The sequence below is a fragment of the Jeotgalibacillus proteolyticus genome, assembly GCF_050107735.1.
Lineage (GTDB): Bacteria > Bacillota > Bacilli > Bacillales > Jeotgalibacillaceae > Jeotgalibacillus > Jeotgalibacillus proteolyticus_A.
This window is the reverse complement of sequence record NZ_JBNILO010000010.1, coordinates 98,373-120,635: the sequence shown is the minus strand read 5'-3', so window position 1 is coordinate 120,635 and position 22,263 is coordinate 98,373. Positions and strand designations below refer to the sequence as shown.

20 protein-coding genes and 1 pseudogene are annotated in these 22,263 nt (G+C 38.8%); 13 read left to right on the top strand and 8 right to left on the bottom strand.

All coding sequences use genetic code 11. The features are described from left to right. The first annotated feature begins 99 nt into the window (after nt 1-99). From ACQCT8_RS15255 to ACQCT8_RS15220, 8 genes are all read left to right on the top strand, one after another. Nucleotides 100-555 carry an NUDIX hydrolase gene (locus ACQCT8_RS15255; protein ID WP_426872451.1) on the top strand — a complete coding sequence of 152 codons (456 nt, stop codon included), beginning with the start codon at nt 100-102 and terminating at the stop codon, nt 553-555. Between the two features lie 86 nt (nt 556-641). Continuing rightward, nucleotides 642-1,001, top strand: coding sequence for a hypothetical protein (locus tag ACQCT8_RS15250; protein WP_426872449.1), 360 nt, complete (start codon nt 642-644; stop codon nt 999-1,001). Continuing rightward, nucleotides 988-2,970, top strand: a complete 1,983-nt coding sequence (locus tag ACQCT8_RS15245) for a 7-cyano-7-deazaguanine synthase (protein ID WP_426872448.1) — start codon at nt 988-990, stop codon at nt 2,968-2,970. The genes ACQCT8_RS15250 and ACQCT8_RS15245 overlap by 14 nt, the downstream gene beginning before the upstream one ends. 618 nt (nt 2,971-3,588) lie before the next feature. Beyond that, nucleotides 3,589-4,497: a helix-turn-helix transcriptional regulator gene (locus ACQCT8_RS15240; RefSeq protein ID WP_426872446.1), complete on the top strand. Its 909-nt coding sequence runs from the start codon at nt 3,589-3,591 to the stop codon at nt 4,495-4,497. A 79-nt stretch (nt 4,498-4,576) separates the two neighbouring features. Then, a complete protein-coding gene (locus ACQCT8_RS15235) occupies nt 4,577-4,918 on the top strand; it encodes a nuclear transport factor 2 family protein (RefSeq protein ID WP_426872444.1) in 342 nt (113 codons plus the stop codon). 18 nt (nt 4,919-4,936) lie between these two features. Continuing rightward, on the top strand, nt 4,937-5,218 hold the full coding sequence (locus ACQCT8_RS15230; RefSeq protein ID WP_426872442.1) for a Dabb family protein: 282 nt from the start codon (nt 4,937-4,939) through the stop codon (nt 5,216-5,218). A gap of 15 nt (nt 5,219-5,233) precedes the next feature. Continuing rightward, the gene (locus ACQCT8_RS15225; protein WP_426872440.1) at nt 5,234-5,800 is read left to right on the top strand and encodes a DNA-3-methyladenine glycosylase I; all 567 of its coding nucleotides are present in this window, start codon (nt 5,234-5,236) and stop codon (nt 5,798-5,800) included. Nucleotides 5,801-5,932: 132 nt separating this feature from the next. Beyond that, nucleotides 5,933-7,855 carry a choice-of-anchor I family protein gene (locus ACQCT8_RS15220; protein ID WP_426872438.1) on the top strand — a complete coding sequence of 641 codons (1,923 nt, stop codon included), beginning with the start codon at nt 5,933-5,935 and terminating at the stop codon, nt 7,853-7,855. A gap of 121 nt (nt 7,856-7,976) precedes the next feature. Here the strand turns inward: ACQCT8_RS15220 and ACQCT8_RS15215 are convergent, their stop codons facing one another. After that, the gene (locus ACQCT8_RS15215; RefSeq protein ID WP_426872436.1) at nt 7,977-8,843 is read right to left on the bottom strand and encodes a GAF domain-containing protein; all 867 of its coding nucleotides are present in this window, start codon (nt 8,841-8,843) and stop codon (nt 7,977-7,979) included. Nucleotides 8,844-9,190: 347 nt separating this feature from the next. On the opposite strand from ACQCT8_RS15215, the gene ACQCT8_RS15210 reads away from it, so the two are divergent. After that, nucleotides 9,191-10,255, top strand: a complete 1,065-nt coding sequence (locus ACQCT8_RS15210; RefSeq protein WP_426872434.1) for a ChaN family lipoprotein — start codon at nt 9,191-9,193, stop codon at nt 10,253-10,255. 64 nt (nt 10,256-10,319) lie between these two features. Further along, nucleotides 10,320-10,997 (top strand): DNA alkylation repair protein, encoded by a 678-nt coding sequence (locus ACQCT8_RS15205; protein WP_426872432.1) that lies wholly within the window; start codon nt 10,320-10,322, stop codon nt 10,995-10,997. Between the two features lie 258 nt (nt 10,998-11,255). Here the strand turns inward: ACQCT8_RS15205 and ACQCT8_RS15200 are convergent, their stop codons facing one another. Then, nucleotides 11,256-11,420 carry a YjzC family protein gene (locus tag ACQCT8_RS15200; RefSeq protein WP_426872430.1) on the bottom strand — a complete coding sequence of 55 codons (165 nt, stop codon included), beginning with the start codon at nt 11,418-11,420 and terminating at the stop codon, nt 11,256-11,258. A 126-nt stretch (nt 11,421-11,546) separates the two neighbouring features. Here ACQCT8_RS15200 and ACQCT8_RS15195 point away from each other — a divergent pair, with 126 nt between their 5' ends. The 3 genes from ACQCT8_RS15195 (at nt 11,547) to ACQCT8_RS15185 (ending at nt 14,996) form a co-directional block, all read left to right on the top strand. After that, nucleotides 11,547-12,569, top strand: a complete 1,023-nt coding sequence (locus ACQCT8_RS15195) for a hypothetical protein (protein ID WP_426872428.1) — start codon at nt 11,547-11,549, stop codon at nt 12,567-12,569. 169 nt (nt 12,570-12,738) lie between these two features. Then, nucleotides 12,739-13,134: a hypothetical protein gene (locus tag ACQCT8_RS15190; protein ID WP_426872426.1), complete on the top strand. Its 396-nt coding sequence runs from the start codon at nt 12,739-12,741 to the stop codon at nt 13,132-13,134. A gap of 1,298 nt (nt 13,135-14,432) precedes the next feature. Then, nucleotides 14,433-14,996, top strand: coding sequence for a hypothetical protein (locus tag ACQCT8_RS15185; RefSeq protein ID WP_426872425.1), 564 nt, complete (start codon nt 14,433-14,435; stop codon nt 14,994-14,996). A gap of 665 nt (nt 14,997-15,661) precedes the next feature. Here ACQCT8_RS15185 and ACQCT8_RS15180 read toward each other — a convergent pair. The 6 genes and pseudogenes from ACQCT8_RS15180 to ACQCT8_RS15155 all read right to left on the bottom strand — a co-directional run. Further along, nucleotides 15,662-16,008 (bottom strand): annotated as a pseudogene (locus ACQCT8_RS15180) (bacitracin ABC transporter permease); the annotation flags it as partial. A gap of 54 nt (nt 16,009-16,062) precedes the next feature. Further along, the gene (locus ACQCT8_RS15175; RefSeq protein WP_426872423.1) at nt 16,063-17,067 is read right to left on the bottom strand and encodes a FecCD family ABC transporter permease; all 1,005 of its coding nucleotides are present in this window, start codon (nt 17,065-17,067) and stop codon (nt 16,063-16,065) included. A 15-nt stretch (nt 17,068-17,082) separates the two neighbouring features. After that, the gene (locus ACQCT8_RS15170) at nt 17,083-18,072 is read right to left on the bottom strand and encodes a FecCD family ABC transporter permease (protein ID WP_426872421.1); all 990 of its coding nucleotides are present in this window, start codon (nt 18,070-18,072) and stop codon (nt 17,083-17,085) included. 31 nt (nt 18,073-18,103) lie between these two features. Further along, complete coding sequence (locus ACQCT8_RS15165; RefSeq protein WP_426872419.1) at nt 18,104-19,045, bottom strand: ABC transporter substrate-binding protein; 942 nt, start codon at nt 19,043-19,045, stop codon at nt 18,104-18,106. Nucleotides 19,046-19,509: 464 nt separating this feature from the next. Further along, on the bottom strand, nt 19,510-21,456 hold the full coding sequence (locus tag ACQCT8_RS15160; RefSeq protein ID WP_426872417.1) for an ABC transporter permease: 1,947 nt from the start codon (nt 21,454-21,456) through the stop codon (nt 19,510-19,512). Beyond that, nucleotides 21,446-22,207 (bottom strand): ABC transporter ATP-binding protein, encoded by a 762-nt coding sequence (locus ACQCT8_RS15155; RefSeq protein ID WP_426872415.1) that lies wholly within the window; start codon nt 22,205-22,207, stop codon nt 21,446-21,448. Before ACQCT8_RS15155 ends, ACQCT8_RS15160 begins: the two co-directional genes overlap by 11 nt. Nucleotides 22,208-22,263: the final 56 nt, after the last annotated feature.

Here is a 22,263-nt window from a genome sequence, read left to right as displayed (position 1 = left end):
GGCATAGTAGAGAAATTTTTTGTTAAACAAATTTAGATTGACATGACTAAGTTGCATGATACCTTTAAAAATATATATAAATATTTGGAGGTGTATGATATGAGTAAGGTATTTACAATGTGCTTTGTTGAAAATAATAATCAAGTACTTTTACAAAGAAGAGTGAAGAAACCATTTAAAGGATTATGGAACGCGCCGGGCGGGAAAGTGGAGGCGTTCGAGTCTCCTCTTGAAGCATGTAAAAGAGAAATTCAAGAGGAAACAGGTCTGGCCATAGAAAATGTGAGTTTTAGAGGAATTATGACAGTTACAAATGAAAATCAAAAAAGAAGCGATGTACTAATGTTATTTCATACAAAAGAAGTTTCAGGAATCCTAAGTTCCTCTGATGAGGGTGAGGTAGCTTGGGTAGAAACTGAAAAAATATATTCTTATGAAAATACTCCTGAAAGTTTTACTTACCTTTTACCTTATATTCTTGAAACAGACAGTACACTAACAGGAAAAATAATTTATAATAAGAAAAGAATTGAAATATTTGATATTAATATATAATATGGAAAAATATAAAAAAGAAGGATTTAAAATATATATGCCGAATACTGTAATTAAAATAATTCAGTTTAGGAGGCATCTTGATTATGGGTAGTTCTGGTGTAGGACGTTTTGGAGATTATAAAGGAGATAATGAGCCGACTAGAGACATGTGCAGTATGGAAAGAAAAAATGTGGGGCTTGAGGAAGTTGGAAGATCAGCCTATTTTAATGTAAGTGAAAATGTTCCAGCGATAATGGAACCAGTCGTATTAAGTGAGCAATTAAAAAACGGACGTTTAGTTATAATTTCTGAAGAAACTGGTGAAGAAATCGGCTTTCTACCCAGTAAGTATAGCTTTTTATTAGCTTGTATGAGAAAAGGATTTAGATACAAAGGAAATGTAGCTTATAGCACTTCGAAGCCTATTCCGAAAGTTGATGTGGATTTATATGCAGAGGAATGAAACTAACAAGCGATTTTTGATACTTGGTGAAGTATTTACTGATGTGCATATAGACATATCAGAATCTCCATTAAGACTTGGGGGAGTTTTCCATAGTGCAAGAGCGTTTAGTGTTATTAATTGTGAATATGCTTTGGCTGCTATAGCCCCTAGGTACCTATTTGATAGTGTTGAGGAATTCGGAAGTAAATTGAATGCGCAACAAACTGCTATTGTAGGGGAGATATATGGATCTCCAAACGTAATTAACATTCAAGATTCTGCTGAAAACGGGGATCAAGGATATAATGATATATTAAGAAACCAGTCTAAGATCACGATAAATCACCAGCAATTAAATCAAATTATTCAAGAGTATAATCCAACGGACATATTAATTTATCCAGGTAAATACAGTTTTGAAAATATGTTTTCCGTGCTCGAAGGTTTTAATGGAAATTTACACATTGATGTTCAATACGAGTTTGAATTTCTTGAAAGTATGATTGCACACAATTTTAATTTCAGAACAATTATTCTTTCAACTTCATCTTTACTTTTTAAAGAAAACAATTTTTCTGTTACAAATTTGGTGAACTCATCGTTAAGGTCAAACACAAAATCATTTTTACTGAAAGAAAATAGAGGCGGCTCTACTTATTATGATACTACAAACCAAACATTTTATGAGGCTCCAGCTTTTAGAACGGAAACAGTGCATTCAGTTGGGGTTGGAGATTGTTTTAATGCCATTTATTTATCTCAACAGGGTCAAAGAACATATGAATCAGCTTTAAAAGTTGCTTCTTATATTGCTATGATTTATGCAAGTACTTTGGTCTTTGAGCAATTTGAGGAGCTTGTAACAAATTTGGATTTGAGTGAGATTGAAAATCTTCCAGCGAAAAGATTATCGTGGGGAGAAAGAGAAAAACATCATATATATATAGCAGGTCCTGATTTTCCAGATGTTGATACAAGATTAATTAAAGATGTATACAATAATCTAAAGTACCACAACTTTGTTCCCCACAGGCCGGTGGTTGAAAATGGCATTATTACAGGTGATGAAACCGAGGAACAACAGCAGGTGGCATACCAAAAAGATATAGCTTTGCTTAGAAAGTCCTCCGTTTTAATCGCTGTAATACTAAACGATGATCCTGGAACATATGTAGAGATAGGCTACATGGCTAAAAGCGGTAAACCCGTGATTATCTTTGATCCCTATAAACAAGTTAGAAACCTGTTCCTGAGAAAATCTGCAGATTACATTGTGCATTCCATGAATGAGGTGATTGACACAGTGTTCGAGGTATTGGGAAGAAGGGACTTTGAAACTATTGAAGAATACGATGCGCTATTACTTGCTTCTGGAGGATTGGACTCAACTGTTTTAGCATATAAATTATTATCAGAGGGCAAGAAAGTAATGCCTATATTCCTTGAATACGGACAGCATTTTGCGGATACCGAATTTAATACTCTATTAGATGTATTACCACCAAAATTGATCCCTCATATAAAAGTAATTAATATAGAGGACATTTATAAAAATTCTAAATCAAGAATGATAAAAGAACCTAATTTGTGGGTAGATGAGGTCGGTGCAGACGATTTATATCTTCCTTATAGGAACTTATTGTTCTTATCTATTGCTTCATCAATTGCTCAGACGCTGGGAATAAAAGGGGTTTATTCAGCTTTTATCAATTCCAACCATGCTAAAGAGATTGATTGTTCAAAAGAGTTTTTTGACAAATTATCTGGAATGCTTTCTGAATATGGCTCAGTCCAAATAGAAATGCCCTTTAGAGACTTTTCAAAAGCAAATGTTATAAAGCAGGGAATTCATTTAAATGTTCCAGTAGCACAAACTTACTCTTGCCAAGCTAATAGTACAACCCCATGTGGTGTTTGTCCAAATTGTGTTGATCGGCTTGATGGTTTTGAGTCTCTGCAATATCTTAATGTTAACCCCGGCCACTAAACCGGGAATCTTTGCGTTTTTGACTACCTAATTGTTGTTCGGTTTGCTTGGAAGGTATCCTGATTTTAGCAAATTGCAAAAGATAGTAGTTGCATTATTTAATATAATCTTTTATCAGGTACAAATTTAGAAGATATAAGTAAATTTGTTTAAATTTTTCATAAATTAGGATGTAAGAATCTCTATACCGTTGGGGAAACTGCCAATGGGTCACTATTATCGACACGGTATCATAGCCCAACTGAAAATGTACGTTCTGCACTTCCAAATGCAGCATCCCTAGCAGCCATGACCCTAACAACAAAAGCAGTGATAACTGACATTCCAGATCAGAAGCCGGACAAGGTTTGAATGGTTCATGACGTAATCTTCACCCCCTAAAATAGAGAAATCCCGCTCACTGAGTGAGTGGGATTTTTTATAATTACCTGAGCATGTGAGAGGTCTGCTTTGAACAATGCTTCCTTACTTCATTTTAATTTTGTTGATTGACCTTTATTGAAAAAGTAAGAGTTAATGATTTATTCATCAACAAATTCTCCAATCGCATTAGTAATATCAATAACATGACATACTAATGTCAAGTTCAAGAATTTACAATGAGTAAGAGGTGATAGCATGCAAAAAAGCAGGCTGTTTTATATTGTGTATATTTTGCTTGAAAAAGGATCTGTCACGGCTTTAGAGTTAGCGGAGCATTTTGAAGTTTCGACACGAACCATCTATCGGGATATCGAGGCATTGAGTCAGGCGGGAGTTCCGATCTATGCGAAACAGGGAAAAGGAGGGGGCATCCATTTAGTTGACCGGTTTACGCTAAATAAGGTACTGCTTTCTGATAAGGAACAGGATGAAATCCTCCTTGCTTTACAAAGCTTATCTGCTGTTCGGTTTCCGGATCTGGATCAAGTGCAGTCTAAATTAAACAGTTTATTTGAGAAAAATCGTGTGGATTGGATCGAAGTGGATTTCTCACCGTGGGGGAGCGGGAAGTGGCAAAAAGAGATCTTTAATCAACTGAAACACGCCATCCTCAACCAGCAGCTCATCACATTTGATTATTATGGAAGCGAAGGAGAGAAAAGCAGCCGGAAGGTCGCTCCAATCAAAATTCTATTTAAAGATAAGTCCTGGTATGTCCAAGGGCATTGCTTTGACCGTAATGCGTTAAGAACGTTTAAACTTACTCGTATGACCGATCTATCAATTACCGATCAGTCTCCACTCTATGAATACCCGGAAAGTCCAACATCAGCAGACTCAAAAGAGATTGAGATCGATAAAATCCCTCTTAAGCTGAAAATAGCGGGTGAAGGAGCTTATCGCGTATACGATGATTTTAATGCAGACGAGATAACTGTGGAGGAAGATGGATCCTATGGGATTAATGCCAACTTGCCAGGTGGTGAATGGTTGTTTCATTTCCTTCTTTCATATGGCAGTTTGCTTGAAGTGATGGAACCAAAACCAATCCGCTCCGAGTTGGCGGGACGGATAAAGAAAATGGCTGAAAATTATTTCAGCTAACTTGACACATTGTTGTCAGGTTAGATCCCTTACACTAGCAGTAGCAAGACAGCTTACTCATTTTAAGGAGGGAACCATTGTGGATATCAAACAACTCCCACAAATCATTCAACAGTTTATTGCTGCTTCAAACAAGCCAGATCCGGAGGCTTTTGTTGATTGCTTCGCAGATGAAGCCATGGTTGTAGATGAAAGACAAGAACGCGCAGGTAAGCCGGCGATAAAAAAATGGAGTGAAGACTTTCACTTTGGAGCAAATGTAAAGCTTGATCCCATTACAGCCAAAGAAGAGGGTGAGGAAATTATCGTCACCTTTAAGCTCTCTGGAGATTATGACAAAACAGGTTTGCCGGATCCATTGCTCCTGGATTTTCATTTTCAACTTCATGAGGACATGATAAAAAGGCTCTTGATCAATTAAAAAGCAAGGAGGGAAAGCATGATCGTCAATAATGTACTTTTGAAATTAAATGACCGAGATAAAATTATCCAAACACAAAGCGTTCTTTTAAGTATGAAAAACAATATAAAGTACCTGATTAACATACAAGTAGAGCTAAATATTCGTTCAGGGGAAAATGATTATGATTTGCTTTTTATTACTACTTTTGAAACGCAGGAAGATATGGAACACTACCTTTCCCATCCTAAGCATATAGAAGCTGCCGAGTTTATTTCCAGTGTACTGGATTCACAGGCATCTGTTTGTTATGAGGCATAAAAAGGAGTGGGCGAGTTGACTGCATGTTTATGGCCAGGGGATAATCAACGTATGAAAGAGTACCATGATAGGGAATGGTGCATCCCAAACAAGGATGATCGATACATTTTTGAAATGCTCACCCTTGAAGGAGCTCAATCAGGATTATCCTGGGATATTGTACTATCGAAGCGAGAAAGTTATAAAAAAGCCTTTCATAATTTTGATATCAGCTGCTGCGCGGAATTGACTGAACGTGAACTGGAAGAAATAAAAGAAGAGCATCAAGTAATCAAACATATGGCTAAAATTCGATCCGTTCAACATAATGCCATCCAAACGCTAAAAATACAAAAGGAATTTGGAAGTCTATCCAATTTTCTTTGGGAATATGTGCAATTCACCCCCATCATCCATAACAGAAGCGCCGATGAGGATATTCCTGCTCAGACAGATTTATCGATTCAATTAAGTAAAGACCTTAAAAAACGCGGGTTCAAATTTGTTGGTCCTGTCACGATCTATTCTTTTATGCAGGCTATCGGAATGGTTGATGACCATATTAAATCCTGTCCTTTTCATACTAGTCATAGGACAAGCTAAGGGTGGTTCGCTGATACTATAGAACATATTGTGACAAAATATTTCAAAATTACAGAATATTTACCAAGGCTTTATTCTTCCTTAATTAAGTATCGATACAATGAAGTCGATTAAAATTAAGGAGGTTTTCAAGTGAAATACCAGAAAAAAGCCGCGTACTCTGTTTTAACGACTGCAGCACTGTTTACATCCATTTTGCTTCCATCCCAGACACTGGCTGATGCCCCCCCTTCCACAGATGCAGCTTCTCCAGCATCATCACTCACGAGTTATGAAGAAGGAAAAGAAACATTAGAGGTAAAGAAAGTGGGTAACTTTTCGAGCGGAGCTGAATTTGCTGAAGGCGGAACGGAGATTGCGATGTATGATCCGGCGTCCAAGCGTTTGTTTTCGGTAAACGGAGCTGAAAATGCCATTGATATTATTGACATGTCTGGTTTGAAGCAGGGACAGTCTGAAGCAAATGAGCTGCCTTTGTTAAAACGAGTTAAACTAGAAGACTTAAGCGGAGATTTATCAAACGTATCTGGTATTACGAGCATAAGCGTGCATCCAGAAGGTGACTATGTGGCAGCAGCGGTTCCTGCTGACCCTGAACAAGATAATGGATATGTTGTATTTATGGACAAAGATGGCGAGTATATTTCCCATGTTTCTGCAGGCCCTCTGCCGGACATGGTTACCTTTACACCAGATGGAGAAAAGGTGCTGGTGGCCAATGAAGGAGAACCTAGTGAGGATTATGAAATAAATCCTGAAGGTTCGGTATCGATTATCGATGTAACGGGTAATATGAACGAACTATCAGAAGAGTCAGTTCAGGAAGTTACGTTTCAAGATGTTCAAATTGATGAGGATATTCGTAAGATGAATCAGGATAATACGTATGAAGAGGATCTGGAGCCTGAATATATTGTGGTAGAGGAAGATGGGAAGACGGCCTATGTTGTCCTACAGGAAAATAACGCTGTGGCTACCTTAGATATCGAAACAGGATCGTTTACAGAGGTAAGGTCCCTTGGCTACAAGGATCATTCAATAGAAGAAAATGGCTTTGATGCATCGAATAAAGACGAAGACATTACGATTCAGCCGCATCCAGTTCTCGGTATGTACCAGCCGGATGGGATTGCCCTTTATGAGAAGGATGGCAAGTCTTATCTGCTAACTCCAAATGAAGGGGATGCTCAGGATTATGAAGGGTATTCAGAAGAAACGCGTGTAGGGGATATTGCGGATCAATATGATCTAAATGCAGACCACTATGAAGGGTATACCCAGGAAGAATTAGATGAGTTAGTGGAGAATGGTTTGTTTGATGAAGATCAGCTCGGCCGTTTAAAGACCACGATTTCAGCTCCAAAGAATGAAGACGGAAAATATGAAGCGGTCTATGGCTATGGCGCGCGTTCATTTACCATCCGGGATATGGATTCTATGGATGTAACCTATGATAGTGGGGATGAATTTGAACAGGTGGTAGCTGAAATCGAGCCGGATTTCTTCAATTCAGATAATGAAGAAAATGCCTTCGATAATCGCAGTGATGATAAAGGCCCTGAACCAGAAGCGATCGCTGCCGGTCATGTAGGGGACAAGGTCTATGCCTTTATCGGACTGGAACGACAAAGTGGTGTGATGGTATATGATATTACGAATCCTGAAGAAGCTTCTTTTGTTAAATATTTTACCACTCGCGATTTCTCTCAGGACAAGCCTGCAGGCGACGTTGGTCCTGAAGGTCTTCAATTCATAGAAGCGGATCAAAGCCCAACCGGACAACCGATCCTGCTCGCCGCCCATGAAATTTCCGGTACTGTGGCTGCCTACTCTCTTACGGATTTAGAAGATGGGGAAGCCGGACATAAAGAAAAAGATATGACTAACAAAGATGTCCATGTAGTAGTCAAAGGAGATACGCTTTCTGAGATTGCTGTGAGCTATGGTATGCACTGGCATGAACTGCAGGAAATTAATCAGCTGGACAACCCGCACTTAATTTACCCGGAGCAGAAGATCTTGCTTGAGGAAGAGGAAGATAAGTCTTCCAAGTAAAAGAAAAACCCACTCCAGCTACTGCTGGATGTGGGTTTTTTTCAAAACATGGTCTCAACAGAAGAGCTTGGATTCGGCGTTTTTGATCCTGGATGACCAAAAGGAGCGCTCTACTTACGTTTTACTTCTGGTTTCTCCGAAGTTCAAATCCAATTTTAATCAGCGCGCTTTCAACAGTAGATTCAATCTGAAATTGATTGACATCCACATGTGAACGAATGGCCTGCATAGCCGTTTCCGGACGAAGGCCTGTTAGAATTGGAATAATTCCTACTAAATCCAATAAATCTACGATTCGCATCAGATACGTTACGACTTCATCATTCATTCGGGTGATGCCGGATAAATCAATGAGGATCGTATCCAGGGACAGCTGCTGACTCTTGAGCAGGGTCAGCTCTGTAATCCTTTCTACTCGGTTTAAATCAATATTCCCAATGATGGGTAAAATGGCTACTCCCTTTGTGATCGGAACGAGTGGTGCAGATAAGTCTTCTATCTGCTTCGTAGCCTCATCCAATTCTAATACATAAGAGAGTAATGAACTCATGGTTTGAAACAATCGTTTATCACGTTCGGATAAATCAAAATAATGGGTATCCAGACCGCAAATCGTACCGTAATTTCTGCCATCCTCATAATAGATGGGTACGCCGACAAAGCTTCCTCTTCCAAATGTCTCCGTCACGTTCAGCTCTTTAGATTGCTCATTTTGAGTAATATCCGGAATAAGGAGCACCTCATTTCCATGATCCACACTCAGCTTACAAAATGTATCGTTAAAAGGGGAGGTGTCGCCTTCGCTTAACAAGGTTTCATTTTTATTTACGACTTTAACTATTTCATTAGTATTGGTATCATTTTTTGCAATAAATAACGTATTAATGTCCAATAGTTCACTGATCGTATGCAGGATACTTTCAGCAGCTTCATCAAAGTTTTTAAACCTGTGGAGGGCGAGGCGGCTATAATCAGATGGTGAATTCATCTTTAACTTCCTTTCAAAATAGGTCATTTACTTCATTGAAGACACTGTTACAAAAGAATTATAAACAGAAAGTTCAAATTAGATAGATGTAATTATATCAGACCTTTATGGCTAAATAAAATGTACTATAGTAATGGAGTGGCCTTATTCAGGGTTTCCTCATTCAATTTCCTCATCATAAATTGCTTTGGATAAAGATCAAAAAAAAGCGCTTTTTGCCTTAATTAACTTAAACTATCATCATTGGTAATCTCTTAAAGTAAGGATGTATAAAAATTCGGGTGGAAGTTTGAGTTCCTCCCGCATGATGAATGGGCTTTTCAGTTTATAAAAAGGAAGGTGTACCTATGCAAAAGTATATCAACTATTTAAAAGAAAACCTCTTAACTCCGGAGCAGTATATCCTAAGGAAGTTTGAAGAACATGAGGTCATATTATTAGGGGAAGACCACGCTGTAAAAGACACCCTTGATCTAGTCATTAATCTTATTCCTTTATTATATCAGTCTGGCGTGTATCACCTCGGGATGGAGTTTGGGGCAAGTGAAGATCAGGCTGACTTAGACAGGCTGATTAACAGTGAAGAATATGACGAGACAAAAGCAAGGAACTTATTGTTTAACTACAATGTGAAATGGGCTTATAAGGAATATGCCGAGATCTATAAAGCTGCATGGAAATTGAACAGGTCCTTACCAAAGGACGCACAAAAATTCAGAATAGTAAACCTGAGTTACATTTATAACTGGGAAGGTTTTTCGGGTATAAGAACGCCCATTAGCTTAAGGAAGGTATTTCATAAAGGAAACATCGCTGCCTTCAGGGCCGGTCTTGTTGAAAGAGAAATTTTGGCCAAGTCTGAAAAGCTCTTTGTATTAACCGGGACACCACACGCCTTTACAAAGCCTAAGAATCCTGTCCTTGATTATAATGCGGACCAGTTCTACATTCTCCAGGGAAACGGATTCGGCAACCGATTATATAAAAAATTCGGTTCAAAAATATGTACGATTTTGATGCATCAGCCCGCTGTAAATATCGACACGCTGCTACCTGATACCACAGGAGGAATCCAAACGATCGAAACGGTTATGGAGAACGTAGACAATAAACCAGGCGGCTTTGATCTGGAGAACACGGTCATGGGCGATATCCCCGATGTCAACTACCATCCTGTCCCTTATAAGAATTTCACACTCAAGGAAGTGTCCGATGGCTACATCTTTTTAAAGCCGATAAGGAAACTGCAGGGCTGTACTGTAGACCGTGAATACTTAAAAGATAAAACCTTCGAAGAAGTCCAAAAAAATTGGCCTGATAAAGATTGGATCCCTGTTCCCCAAAATGAGAAGGAGTATTGGCAGGAGGTTGAAGGGTATGTGAATTTAAGAAAGAGGTACTTTAGCGAGTAAATATTTAGCATTAAAGGGGAAGAAAAGAAGAACAGCTGTAAAAATTAGAATATAGGTGATTGCAATGATATCAAATGAAAAGTATGTGGATGAGCTTGTGAAGGTATATAACCAGCATATTGAAATGGAGTATGCTGACTGGTCTAAAAACTATATGAGGAACCAATTTGAATTTTTAGGGATTCGAACACCCTTACGAAGAAAACTTACGAAGCAGTTTTTCAATGAATTTGGTGTACCGACAAAAGAAAATCTGGAATCTATCATCCTTCTTTTATGGGAACGTTCAGAAAGAGAGTATCAAAAAGCAGCTCTCGATCTATTAATAAAGGTAAAAGCAGACCTTACCCCTGAGGATATGCCTTGGTTGAAATCTTTAATCGTTAAGAAGTCATGGTGGGATACGGTCGATGTGCTTTCGCCTCATATAATGGGGCATCTATTTACAGCTTATCCAGCACTGATTTCTCAATGTGCAGATCAATGGATTTTAGATGAGAATATTTGGCTGCAACGATCAGCGCTGCTCTATCAGCTTTATTATAAAAATAAAACAGACGAAAAGCGTTTATTTCACTATATTTTGAAGAGAGCTGACAGTGAAGAGTTTTTTGTTCAAAAAGCGATAGGGTGGGTATTGAGGGAATACGCGAAAACAAATCCTTTAGCTGTGAAAGAGTTTGTTTCCTTACATGAGTTAAAGCCGCTAAGCAGGCGGGAAGCGTTAAAAAATTTAAAATGAGGCATTTAAATATATCTAGAATAATGTAAGCAGGTATTTTGCGACTTTTACCTATTAAAGATTAAACTGATAAGGTTTAGTTCTGTAAGCGATTAAGCCATCCAAATAGTTAGAAGTTGGATTGGCTTTTATATACTTTCAGACAGGTATAAGGTTTTATTCCGAAATGTATGAATGATATGGAAACTCTCACCTTTTAAAAAAAGAACCACCTGAAACGTTATCTTAAAACGTTTCAGGTAGTTCAAAACATAATTATCATTTCTTTATCCATTTATTCCCTTCTTCCTGAGTTGGTGGGAGTCGATCACCTTTACCGATTTTAACGGTACGTGAGTTAGTAACTTCGCCTCCTCTTGGTCCAACTTCTTTGTATTCCCCAGGAGTTTGATTATCCATACCAGGTTTTTTTAAATCGCTCATTGTTTATCACCTCCTTATCTACTATTATACCATTTTTTGTTATAATTGGTTTGAATAAATACATTCTTTAAAACACATCTTTGATTCCATTTAAAATACATAATTTAATTAAAGGAGAGATAAAGTATGTCTTTGACAAGCATATTGAACAGCAATAAAAAGAGAGATAAAGAGTTTAAAAATATTCTGTTGTCATTAGAGCCACCAAAAGAAAAGTATTACACACTTAGCGGGAAATCCCCTTTTTCTGACGAATACAGCATATTAGTATCGAATGAATTATCAAACCCTTATGATTCTTCTTTAGTAGGGACTGCATTTGATTATTTGTCTAGGTTTAGGGTAGGGCAGTTTTTAAAAAGAGAAGATGTTCATAGGGGGCTTGTTGCGCTAAGTGGCTATAAAAAGTTAAGCACAAGACCAGAGTTTCTTGAAAGAAAATTAGAACACTACCAGCCTTATTTTAGCTGGTTTAATCAACTTGGTGAATTTGTTAAAGATGCCTCCTCCCCTATTTCAAGCATATATGAGATTGCTGTACACTTAGCAAAGTTAGAACAGCTTAAAAGAAGAAGAATAATGAAAGAAGAAGTTATAGATATAGATTATGTGTTATTTGAAGGTGCACCCTCTGAAGTAATATACGAGCTCGATAAACTTATGAAAGTCTTTGAAGAGAAATTTATGATTCCCGAAATAATTAATAAGAATAGTCACGTTATATTTAATCCTGTATTTGGTGTAGGTTCAGCTCTTGTAAGTGGAGCGGATGCAGATATATTTATAGACGGAACACTATATGATTTTAAAACATCTCAGGATAAATCATTAAAGAAAAACGATAATTTACAACTGATTGGATATTATTTATTAAATGAATTAGCTAAAAAGACAATGTCAGATGAATTAGATTTTGATTACACGTATATGAATATTGAAAAGGTATCATTTTATAAGGCGAGATACGGAGAACTTGAGTACTATGATACACATCAATGTTCACCTCCGACCAGTAAAGAAATCAGAAGAGGATTAAAGACGGTAGCAGAACATTTTAAGACAAATAAGGGGGCACTTCATACATGTATTATGGCGGACATAGATTATGCGGAGAAGCTTTTGGAAGAACTTAGAATAATGGAGGTCTAGGCATAAGAGGTATCATATTTTTAAAGGAGTGTTTCCATATATGATTTATGCCATAGGCTTCAAAGAATATAATAATGGCTTCCACTAATTCACTATTAAGAAGCATATACCTAAAGAAGAATATGATTTCCACTACCAGCTCTTATATGAAGTTCACAAAGTTAATGCTATGAAGAATGTCTATGAATTATTTGAAAGTAATGGAGAAGAATTTTTGTCTTATGTGGCAAAAATAGATGAATATATAATGGCAGATCACCAAAAAAATAGACTAGTTATAAATTATTTGTCTGCCCTTTCAATGTTTATAGACTATGGTGAAAGACACGATAAAAAACATTTTTGTAAAGCTAGAATGCAGAGGTTTACAGAGAAAACAAGTGAGTTTTACGATAGTCATATTTCATATAGGTTTATGGCAATGATGCGCCAGTATGCTGTGCATTATGATTTTCCTCTAGGTCATATTAGTGAAAGCTTAACCGAGACTAATGGTATCTTTGCCATAAAAGAAACGTTGCTTAAATTTAGTGGATGGAAACATGCTAGAAAAGATATTAAATAAATGGCACCATTAATTGACATAAATCCTCACGTTAAAATTTCGATGATATTTTTAAAGAATTTGTACGATGACTTCATTTATGATATGGCACCGTCAGCTTTAAAAGGTATAGAGCATATGAACAATTAGTTAGAGATAATGGCGGTCATCCTCCAATATTTGCAACGTTTAAAGATAAAGAAGAATTTATAAAAGGTAATATCAACTTAAGTATCATCGAACCTTCAGAATTTACGAAAGCTTTAAACGTATTTAGAAACCACCCTAGTATTAACATAATAACCAAATAAAGTTTCACTCACTGGTTATCAATACATACTTTTTTAATACCGTAAAGTTGCATCACCGTATAAGGTTTATAAATGCTCCCTATTATCGACATAAGACCAAACTTAGATTAATTGAAAGAAGAACGACGCTGGCAGCTTTATTAAGTATGTAGAGAAAAAGAATGCTATCTTCTTCAGATAGCTCACACACTGAATTACGCATTTAGAAACAACTTACCGTCCAACAGTATGTGGAAAGAGCGAATGAAAAAGTGAGCAAGAAATTTGGTGGAGTAAGTTAACATTCAATACATTTCAACCGATGAAAAATATATTAAATACATTAGTTGAGGTAAAGTAATGAATATTAATTTTAGCAATGCTGCACCCACCCTTAATGAGTTAGCAATGAATTTAGCAATCATACTATTAATCCCTTTTATGCTCGTTTTGCTTATAAAATATGTATTGTTGCAAATGAGAATCCCAAATAACATTGCTTCAATTGTCTCATCTCTTGGTTTCTTAGTAGGAACATATTATATGTTTGGCTTGGTATTTTAAAGGAGCGCTCAATGTGAGTGCTTTTTTGTCGTTTTATAACGTACGAAGGGTACATTTCTCCCCTAGTAGTGATAGTATTTTAGGAGCTTGTTAACGAGCACTATATAGGGAAAAGTAGAAACGAGCGACAGAGTTACTGTTGTTATAATCTTTATACACTTTCAACTAATGTATAGTAAAAGAGTATGTGTTAAATAAAACTGGAAAGAAGGTGATATTATTAATTCAAGTATTGTTCTTACAGCTTATACAGATTTACAAGCGATTCACAGGTTTATATTGAATATAAATGGTAATAAGGAATTTACCTGTTCACATGTGCATTCGTTACTTAGAGATATATGTTTAATCATTGATGAGATTTCAATAGCTTTTTTTACAGACTCTATTGAAATAGATGAACGAGTATCTACAATTCGAAACCATATTCATCTCTATATAAAAAAAAGAGGCCAGAATCAAAAAATGTATCGAAAAATTCTAGATTATCATATTAATGCTTATGGCGAAGATGTGAATAATATAGGATTTTATTTTAATGAAGATGATGAAGTTGTTGGTAGTACTCTTTATATAGCGTACATTCTTCTTGATACAGGTAATCTACCTTTTCCTAGTTTCGAAGAAGAAGAACAAATCAGAGATAGGACTCTTTCTTTTGCTATATATATTGGTGAAATAAGCGCACAATTAGCACTATCATTTGAAAATACTTTTGACATAAGCCTACCTACTAGTACTTACAACCTTGACAGAATATACGCCGAGGATTCGTATAAATGTAGGGATATAAATCATAAAGCTTTATTTTCTTCAGATAATGATTTAACAAATACCTTTATACTTAGGTTGATTTTTAGTTTACAAGAAATAAACGATATAATTTGGCTCAGGGACAGATATTTGATTAAATTGAAAAATCCTATTTATTTAGATTCTTATATAATATTGAGATTAACAACTTTAAAGACAGATGAAATTTTGGATAATTTATTAAAATTTAAGAAATCACTCCGCAAAAAAATTTAATGAATGGAATAATAAAGGTGATGGGAGAGTAAAACGACTAATAGAAAAATATGAAAAAGAAATTAAAGAAGAATGTAGTGAATTGAGGAATATGATTCATTATGACATCGGTACAGAGGACTATGAAAGAAACTTCTTTGGATACTTAACCAACAAGATAAATCAAGAAGCCAATTATTCAACAAATATAATAAATACTATTATTGATGTATATCTTAAGCCATTAAAATTTGAAATTCTTGATTTTCTTGAAATTGAAAAGATAAAACCAATTTCTGATTGGAAGATTATTGTGAACCGTCTTTCTAAATTTGTCAAAGGTTCTTTGTGAAAATAATTAGTAAAATTTCACCCATGAAACTCGATTAGCTGTTTTATTGGAAGTATGATTCTTGATTTCAAATTAAGAAAAAAACGATTTTTGTGGATTCCCGTTAGTAGTTACTCCTTAAATTTTATTTTTTTCGAATAATTTCTGCTGATCAGGAAAGAATTTGGCAGTTACTGAAAGTATACACGTTGTTTTCACCTCATTCTTACAGGATGCAATGGGATATTAAGTTTCTATAATAAAAATCCCCTGTCCTAATCAAGATGCTTCTCTAATAAACAGAGAAAGAAGATTCACAGCATCCAGGACAGGGGATTTTCCTATTCAATTGTATTTACTGAAGCGACATCCGAATCACTTTCTTATAGTGCAGCACCGACAAAACCCAAAGATCGAGTCCAGTGCGGCATACAGCACCATCACAATGATCATCAGTGTCCACAGCTCGGTTCCGAAGAAGAAACAGCCGGATTGGACGGCGAAGTAGCTGGGCAGGAGGCCGATGACAAGCGGAATTCCAAAGTTGAACAGCTGCTTTTGGAGGATTCCCTGCAGAAGGTCTTTTTGGGTGAAGCCAAGTTTTCGCAGGATCTTGTAGCTTGGCTGTTCTTCGTCTCCTTCTTTTACCAATTTAAAGTAGAGGATATAGCCTGATGTGATCAGGAAGGTGAGGCCAAGAAAATAAAGCATTGAGTTCTACCTAGATTGAACGCCAGGATTGTACTGTAAACGAGCTCAAGAGACGGACTGCCTTCCCATTTTAGACTCTCTATACAAGAGATAGAGAAAATAAGGAGCACCTAATAACGACGTTACAATCCCCGCTGGAATCTCCAGTGGTTGAAGCACACTGCGTCCAATGGTATCGGCAAGAAGCAATAGAACCGCCCCCACAAGAGCGGCGGCAGGCAAGAGGTATCGGTGCTGCGATCCAACCAGCTGCCTTGTAATATGCGGACTGATTAAGCCTACGAAACCAATCATGCCAACAGCGGCTACACTTGCCCCGGTCAGCAGTGTACTGAACCCCAGCAGAGCAATTTTTACTTTCTCGACTGATACACCAAGCCCGGCCGCTACCTGTCCGCCAAGCTTTAATGAATCGAGCGTACGAGTGAATAAAAGCAGAACGAGTATCGCTCCTATAATGACGGGGAGGGCTGTTTGGATTTGATCCCAGCTGCGGCCAAATAAGCTGCCATTTAACCAAAGTAAGGAGGTTTGAGCATTCGCATTCATCTTTAACAGGGCAAGCTCTACACCTGACCCACACAGCGCGCTTACAGAAATACCGACGAGTGCAAGGCGGACTGGGTCAGCTCCATCTTTATAGGCTAAGATATAAACAAAAAAAGCGGCTAAAGCCCCGCCGATAAAAGCGGCGAAACTGACAGAGAAAACCGACATCGATGGGCCGATGCTGACGACAGCCAGTGCGGTTACAGCGGCACCTCCGGAGACACCAAGTGTATCCGGGGCGGCCAATGAGTTATTTAAGATCGTTTGCATAATAACCCCGGCTACAGCCAGCGCCCCGCCAATTAAGATGGCAAGCAAGATCCTCGGGGCACGATAGTTGAAGACAATATAGCGTTCATTTACATCTCCCTGCCCCGTGAGCATTTGAATAATATCAAGGGGAGGGATAAAAATATCCCCGATTCCAACATTAATGACCCCAAGAAAGAAGAGAACCACGGCTAAAATGGCGAGGATCAAGTTAGGATGGCGTTTCATCATAATACGGTATCCTTTCTAGCGTTTGGTTGAACGAGCAAGATAGATAAAATAAGGAGCGCCTATCAGAGCCGTTACAATACCTACTGGTGTTTCAGATGGAAAAGAAATAAAGCGCGAACCCACATCGGCAAGCACAAGCAGAGCCGATCCCATAAGCGCAGTGACCACAAGCATGAGCGGATGGGACGGCCCGATCAAAAACCTCACAATATGCGGTACGATTAAACCAATAAAGCCAATCGGTCCTGTAAACGCCACGGAAGCCCCAGCAAGGAAAACAACTATGAGGATCACAAGCGACTTTTGGAGTCTTACTCGCTGTCCTAAACCACTGGCTATATCTTCTCCAAGGGAGAGGACGGATAAGACTTTTACCATCAACAGCGAACATCCAATCCCTGCAATCGTCACCGGCGTAAGCACCGTCAAGTCCTCCCATGTCGAACCGGCAACCGTTCCTGTTAACCATACGAGAATCTGATGAATGGATTCATCGTTAAAGAGCATGATGGATTGCGTAGCTGAAGCGAAAAGGGACTGGAGGACTACTCCAACAAGCGCAATCTTGACGAGCATACGCCCTCCCTGAAGAATCGCACTCATGAAAAAAATTAAAGCTGCAGCCAATGCGCCTCCAGCAAAACCAGCGATTACAAGGGATAACCCTGTTATAGTCGGCAGGAAGACAATCGAGCCCACCACAAACAATGAAGCTCCCGCATTAATCCCGAGGACACTTGGGGAGGCTAACGGATTCTGAGTTAAATTTTGAACGAGTGCGCCTGCCACCGCCAAATTGGCACCTACCAGAATGGTCACGAAAAGGCGTGGAATCCGCACATCGCGGAGGACAAGTGCTTGATCAGAGGCTCCACCCTCCGTGATGAAACGAAACAGTTCACCGGCGGTAAACGAGAAGGCCCCCACTTTTAAAGAGAAATATGAACTCACCAGCAGTAAAAGGACCACAGAGAGGAAGACAGTGAAAATCTTTCTGTCACGCATGAACTCACCTACTATATAGTTTTAACTTTTCTTAAGACGTTGGGGCAAAGATTTTACTGAAGTCCTCAACCCGTTCATTGACAGCTGGAATGCTGCGGCGGCGCGACCAATCGTTATGATCCAGCTCAATAACACGATTCTCTTTAACGGCAGACAGTTTATTCCATAATGCATCCCCTTCCAGCTGTTCTTTTACAGAAGGATCGTCTTCATTTTTCGTAAGCAGAAGTGTATCCGGGTTAATCTTCAATAGTTGTTCAATCGTTAAATCCTGAGATGTTTCGTTCTCATCTTCAAGAGCGTAGTCAAGCCCGATCTCTTTCATAAAACTCGGCATGAAATAGGAAGACGTAGAGGCACCAAAAATGTTGCTGCTTGTATATTGCGCTTGAAGCACCGTCCCGTCTGCATCCGCCAAACGTTCTTTCAAGTCAGTGACAGCTTCTTTATGATCGGTCAGCAGCTGCTCGGTTTCTTCCTCACGATCCAAAGCAAGACCGATCGTTTCAGTCACTTCTAATACATCATTATAGTCGGCCGTATCGTTGACCACAGCAATCGTTGGAGCAATGTCACTCAGCTCGTCATAAATCGCTTCATGACGGGCCGAATCAGCGATAATTAAATCAGGGTTTAACATACGGATGATTTCAAGACTTGGTTCAGAACGAGCACCGACAGACGTATATCCATCGATTATTTCCATCGTTGAATCAGCAATCCGCTCAGGACGTTCATCATCCGCTACACCAACAGGAACCACACCAACTGCCGCAACGGTTTCCGTAAATCCAAGTTCAAGGGTGACCACGGATTCCGGATTCTCAGGCACCGTTGTCGTACCCAAATCATGTTCCACCACATTTCCTTCCGTTTTCTCTTGAGAAGTTTGAGATTGCCCTTCCTGCTGCGAGCAGCCTGCTGTCCCCATGAGTAGAAGCAAGAGTCCAGCCCACATATATATATTTTTCACTATTCTTCCTCCTTGAAATTCTTTTAATTGAGAATGATAATCATTATAGCACAATATTTTCGCTTGTCATCAAGTATTTTCAAGCAATTTTTAAGGAAGCGTTTACTTAATAAAAGATGAAAAGAGGACGGATGTTTTTGTGCTGATCCTGACAAATATATGTCTTTGAAAAAAATTCAATAGACATTTTCGATCAGATCTATCCTTTGATTTAACTGTATTAGTAGCAAGTATTAAAATGGAAGAATAATAGAAGGAGGCAAACATGTTAATTAACAAAAAGAGCATGTTATGCATGTTTGTAAGTGTAATAATTTCAGGAGGCTGCCAAATGGCAAATAGTAATAATCATTAGGACCAGCCGTATTGACGGAGAAGTGGTAAAAAAACCCCTGTCCTATTAATCAATGCTGAACAGTCTATTCACAGCATCCAGGACAAGGGATTTTCCTATTCAATTCTATTTACTGAAGCGACATCCGAATCACTTTCTTATAATGAAGCACTGACAAAATCCCAAAGATCGAGTACAGCGCCGCATACAGCACCATCACAATAATCATCGGTGTCCACAGCTCGGTTCCGAAGAAGAACCAGCCGGATTGGACGGCGAAATAGCTGTGAAGGAGGCCGATGACAAGCGGAATGCCAAAGTTGAACAGCTGCTTTTGGAGGATTCCCTGCAGAAGGTCTTTTTGAGTGAACCCTAGTTTTCGCAGGATTCTGTAGCTTGGCTGTTCTTCGTCTCCTTCTTCTACCTGCTTAAAATAAAGAATGCAGCCTGATGTGATCAGGAAGGTGAGGCCGAGGAAGCCGACGACGAACATGATAAAGCCCATATTCATTTTTTGCTGGAGCTCTGCTTCGTATTGAGAGCTGCTTTCAATCTCATCGCTGAATGGAATGCCGGCAAACAATTCATTCGCAGCTTCCACCGTATCGCGATCCTTAAGCGTGAAGCCTGTATAAAGTGAGGACTCACGCTGGATTTCTTCATCGATGTCTTCAGAGAGCGCGGCAAAAGCAGCGTCGTCTACGATGGCTGCAGGCACTCCGCCAGCGAAATAAAATGGCAGCACGCTGTCATCATTTAATCCAGCATACTCTTTGCTCACCTCAGTTGTGGCTCCGTGTAAAGTAAGTGTTCCTTCATCCTTCAGACTTAAAAGGGCCTGCAGGGCGTCATTTGATCCGGAGAATATGATTTCATCTTCGTTTACCTCAATATCCTCCACTTGATTTTCACTGACAATGGCCATGATCATTTTGCCATCTTCAAAGTTAAAATTATCTATGTCTGCGCCGAGAATTTCTTCAATCCCGACATCGGCCCGAATGACATCGATTTGTTTTTCACTGTAGGCAATGCTGTTTTCATCTAATATCTCACCTAACACCGCAGCATCTTCTTCTGTGACAAAGCTAAAATCATCAGGTGCAGAGCTTTCAGCCGTTTTTCCCGCTGAGTAGTAGGAGATATAGCTTAACGACAGCAGCCCAATCGCCAGTGCGGACACTGTGGTAATAATGGTCAAGAGCATGGCATTTGATTTCATCCGGAACATAATAGAGGAAAGCGACATGACCTGGTTAATGTTTAAGTAGCCGCCTTTCTTTTTCCGAATCAGATTGGCCATAAAGCTGACAGATCCTTTATAGAAGAAATACGTTCCAAGAATCACGCTTCCCAGGATAAAGACCATGACAGCAAACAATTGAGTCATCGAGACAAATTCCCCATCAAAAAGCCGTGAAGATACATAGTAACCAGCCGCAATAAGGAGGATCCCAAGAAGTCCCATCAGAATTTCTACGATAGAAATCTTTTTGACCCGGCTTTCGGTTTTACTTTTCACATGAAATAGTGACAGAATGCTTTGGCGTTTGATAAATAAATAGTTCATCGCCATGATTAAAAGATAGACGGCACTAAAAACAAGCAGCGTCTGGATAAAAGCCTGACTTGAAAAATAGAGGTTTGCTGTATCCTCTACGCCCGTTAGTTTAAATAAGGTCATGGCGACTAATTTTGATATAGCAAAGCCGATAAATGTCCCGATGATGAGTGAGCTGTAATAAAGCAGCAGGTTTTCAGCGCTCAGAATGGCAAAGATCCGGTTTTTTGTCATGCCGATTAGCTGAAATAACCCAATTTCTTTGCTTCTGCGTTTGATAAATAAATTATTTGCATACAGTAAAAACACGGTAACAATCGCAATCAGAAGAACGGATGCAGTTCTGATGCCTGCTGCTCCTTTTACGGATCCGGACGCTTCATCCATGGAAGGATCATATTGCAGCGTGACGAAGGCAAAGTAGAGAGCGGCACTGAAGATCAGCGCAAATACATATAAGTAATAGCTTTTTAGATTCTTTTTGAAGCTGCGGAAAATCAGCTGATTAATGCTCATCGTGCACACCACCCAGTACGCCCTGTGTTTTCATAATATCTTTTAAGAAGGTATTGCGGCTTTCTTCGCCTTTGTTAAGCTGTGTGTAAATCTGTCCGTCTTTTATGAAAATCACTCGGCTGCTGTAGCTTGCAGCGACGGGGTCGTGGCTGACCATCACAATTGTGGCAAGGAGTTTGTTGTTTAAATGAGTCAACTTGGCAAGTAAGTCAGATGCTGCTTTTGAATCAAGCGCCCCGGTCGGTTCATCTGCAAAAATAATGCTTGGTTCATGGATGAAGGCTCTTGCTGCTGAGGTCCGCTGTTTTTGGCCGCCTGATATTTCGTTCGGATATTTATTCGCGATGTCTTCTATGCCGAGATCCTGTGCCACTGTTTGAAATTTGTTCTGTGCTTCTTTTTTAGACGTGGAGGTGATCGATAGGGGCAGCAGGATATTTTCTTTTACAGTCAGCGTATCGAGCAGATTATAATCCTGAAAGATAAAGCCTAAATGGTGCTTTCTAAACTCGGCAAGCTTCTTTTCCTTACTTTTAGTCAGGTCCTCCTGTTCAATGATTAAGGAGCCGTGGCTTAAGCGGTCAATCGTTGACAGTACATTTAAAAGGGTGGTTTTGCCTGAGCCAGATGCACCCATGATCGTCACAAATTCCCCTTTTTGAATGCGGACATCAATTCCTTTTAACACTTCCTGCTTCGTGAATTTATTTCCATAGCTTTTATAGATTTTTTTCGCTTCAAGTATAGTCATGGCGATTTCCTCCAAGTAATTAAGATACATTCATTGTATCGATTCCTTTTTGTGAA

What these genes read in the sequence shown, in the direction of transcription:
- ACQCT8_RS15255 (WP_426872451.1), top strand. Translation starts at nt 100, where the DNA reads ATGAGTAAGGTATTTACAATGTGCTTTGTTGAAAATAATAATCAAGTA.
- ACQCT8_RS15250 (WP_426872449.1), top strand. Translation starts at nt 642, where the DNA reads ATGGGTAGTTCTGGTGTAGGACGTTTTGGAGATTATAAAGGAGATAAT.
- ACQCT8_RS15245 (WP_426872448.1), top strand. Translation starts at nt 988, where the DNA reads ATGCAGAGGAATGAAACTAACAAGCGATTTTTGATACTTGGTGAAGTA.
- ACQCT8_RS15240 (WP_426872446.1), top strand. Translation starts at nt 3,589, where the DNA reads ATGCAAAAAAGCAGGCTGTTTTATATTGTGTATATTTTGCTTGAAAAA.
- ACQCT8_RS15230 (WP_426872442.1), top strand. Translation starts at nt 4,937, where the DNA reads ATGATCGTCAATAATGTACTTTTGAAATTAAATGACCGAGATAAAATT.
- ACQCT8_RS15215 (WP_426872436.1), bottom strand. Translation starts at nt 8,843, where the DNA reads ATGAATTCACCATCTGATTATAGCCGCCTCGCCCTCCACAGGTTTAAA.
- ACQCT8_RS15210 (WP_426872434.1), top strand. Translation starts at nt 9,191, where the DNA reads ATGCAAAAGTATATCAACTATTTAAAAGAAAACCTCTTAACTCCGGAG.
- ACQCT8_RS15205 (WP_426872432.1), top strand. Translation starts at nt 10,320, where the DNA reads ATGATATCAAATGAAAAGTATGTGGATGAGCTTGTGAAGGTATATAAC.
- ACQCT8_RS15200 (WP_426872430.1), bottom strand. Translation starts at nt 11,420, where the DNA reads ATGAGCGATTTAAAAAAACCTGGTATGGATAATCAAACTCCTGGGGAA.
- ACQCT8_RS15195 (WP_426872428.1), top strand. Translation starts at nt 11,547, where the DNA reads ATGTCTTTGACAAGCATATTGAACAGCAATAAAAAGAGAGATAAAGAG.
- ACQCT8_RS15190 (WP_426872426.1), top strand. Translation starts at nt 12,739, where the DNA reads ATGAAGAATGTCTATGAATTATTTGAAAGTAATGGAGAAGAATTTTTG.
- ACQCT8_RS15185 (WP_426872425.1), top strand. Translation starts at nt 14,433, where the DNA reads ATGTATCGAAAAATTCTAGATTATCATATTAATGCTTATGGCGAAGAT.
- ACQCT8_RS15175 (WP_426872423.1), bottom strand. Translation starts at nt 17,067, where the DNA reads ATGATGAAACGCCATCCTAACTTGATCCTCGCCATTTTAGCCGTGGTT.
- ACQCT8_RS15170 (WP_426872421.1), bottom strand. Translation starts at nt 18,072, where the DNA reads ATGCGTGACAGAAAGATTTTCACTGTCTTCCTCTCTGTGGTCCTTTTA.
- ACQCT8_RS15160 (WP_426872417.1), bottom strand. Translation starts at nt 21,456, where the DNA reads ATGAGCATTAATCAGCTGATTTTCCGCAGCTTCAAAAAGAATCTAAAA.
- ACQCT8_RS15155 (WP_426872415.1), bottom strand. Translation starts at nt 22,207, where the DNA reads ATGACTATACTTGAAGCGAAAAAAATCTATAAAAGCTATGGAAATAAA.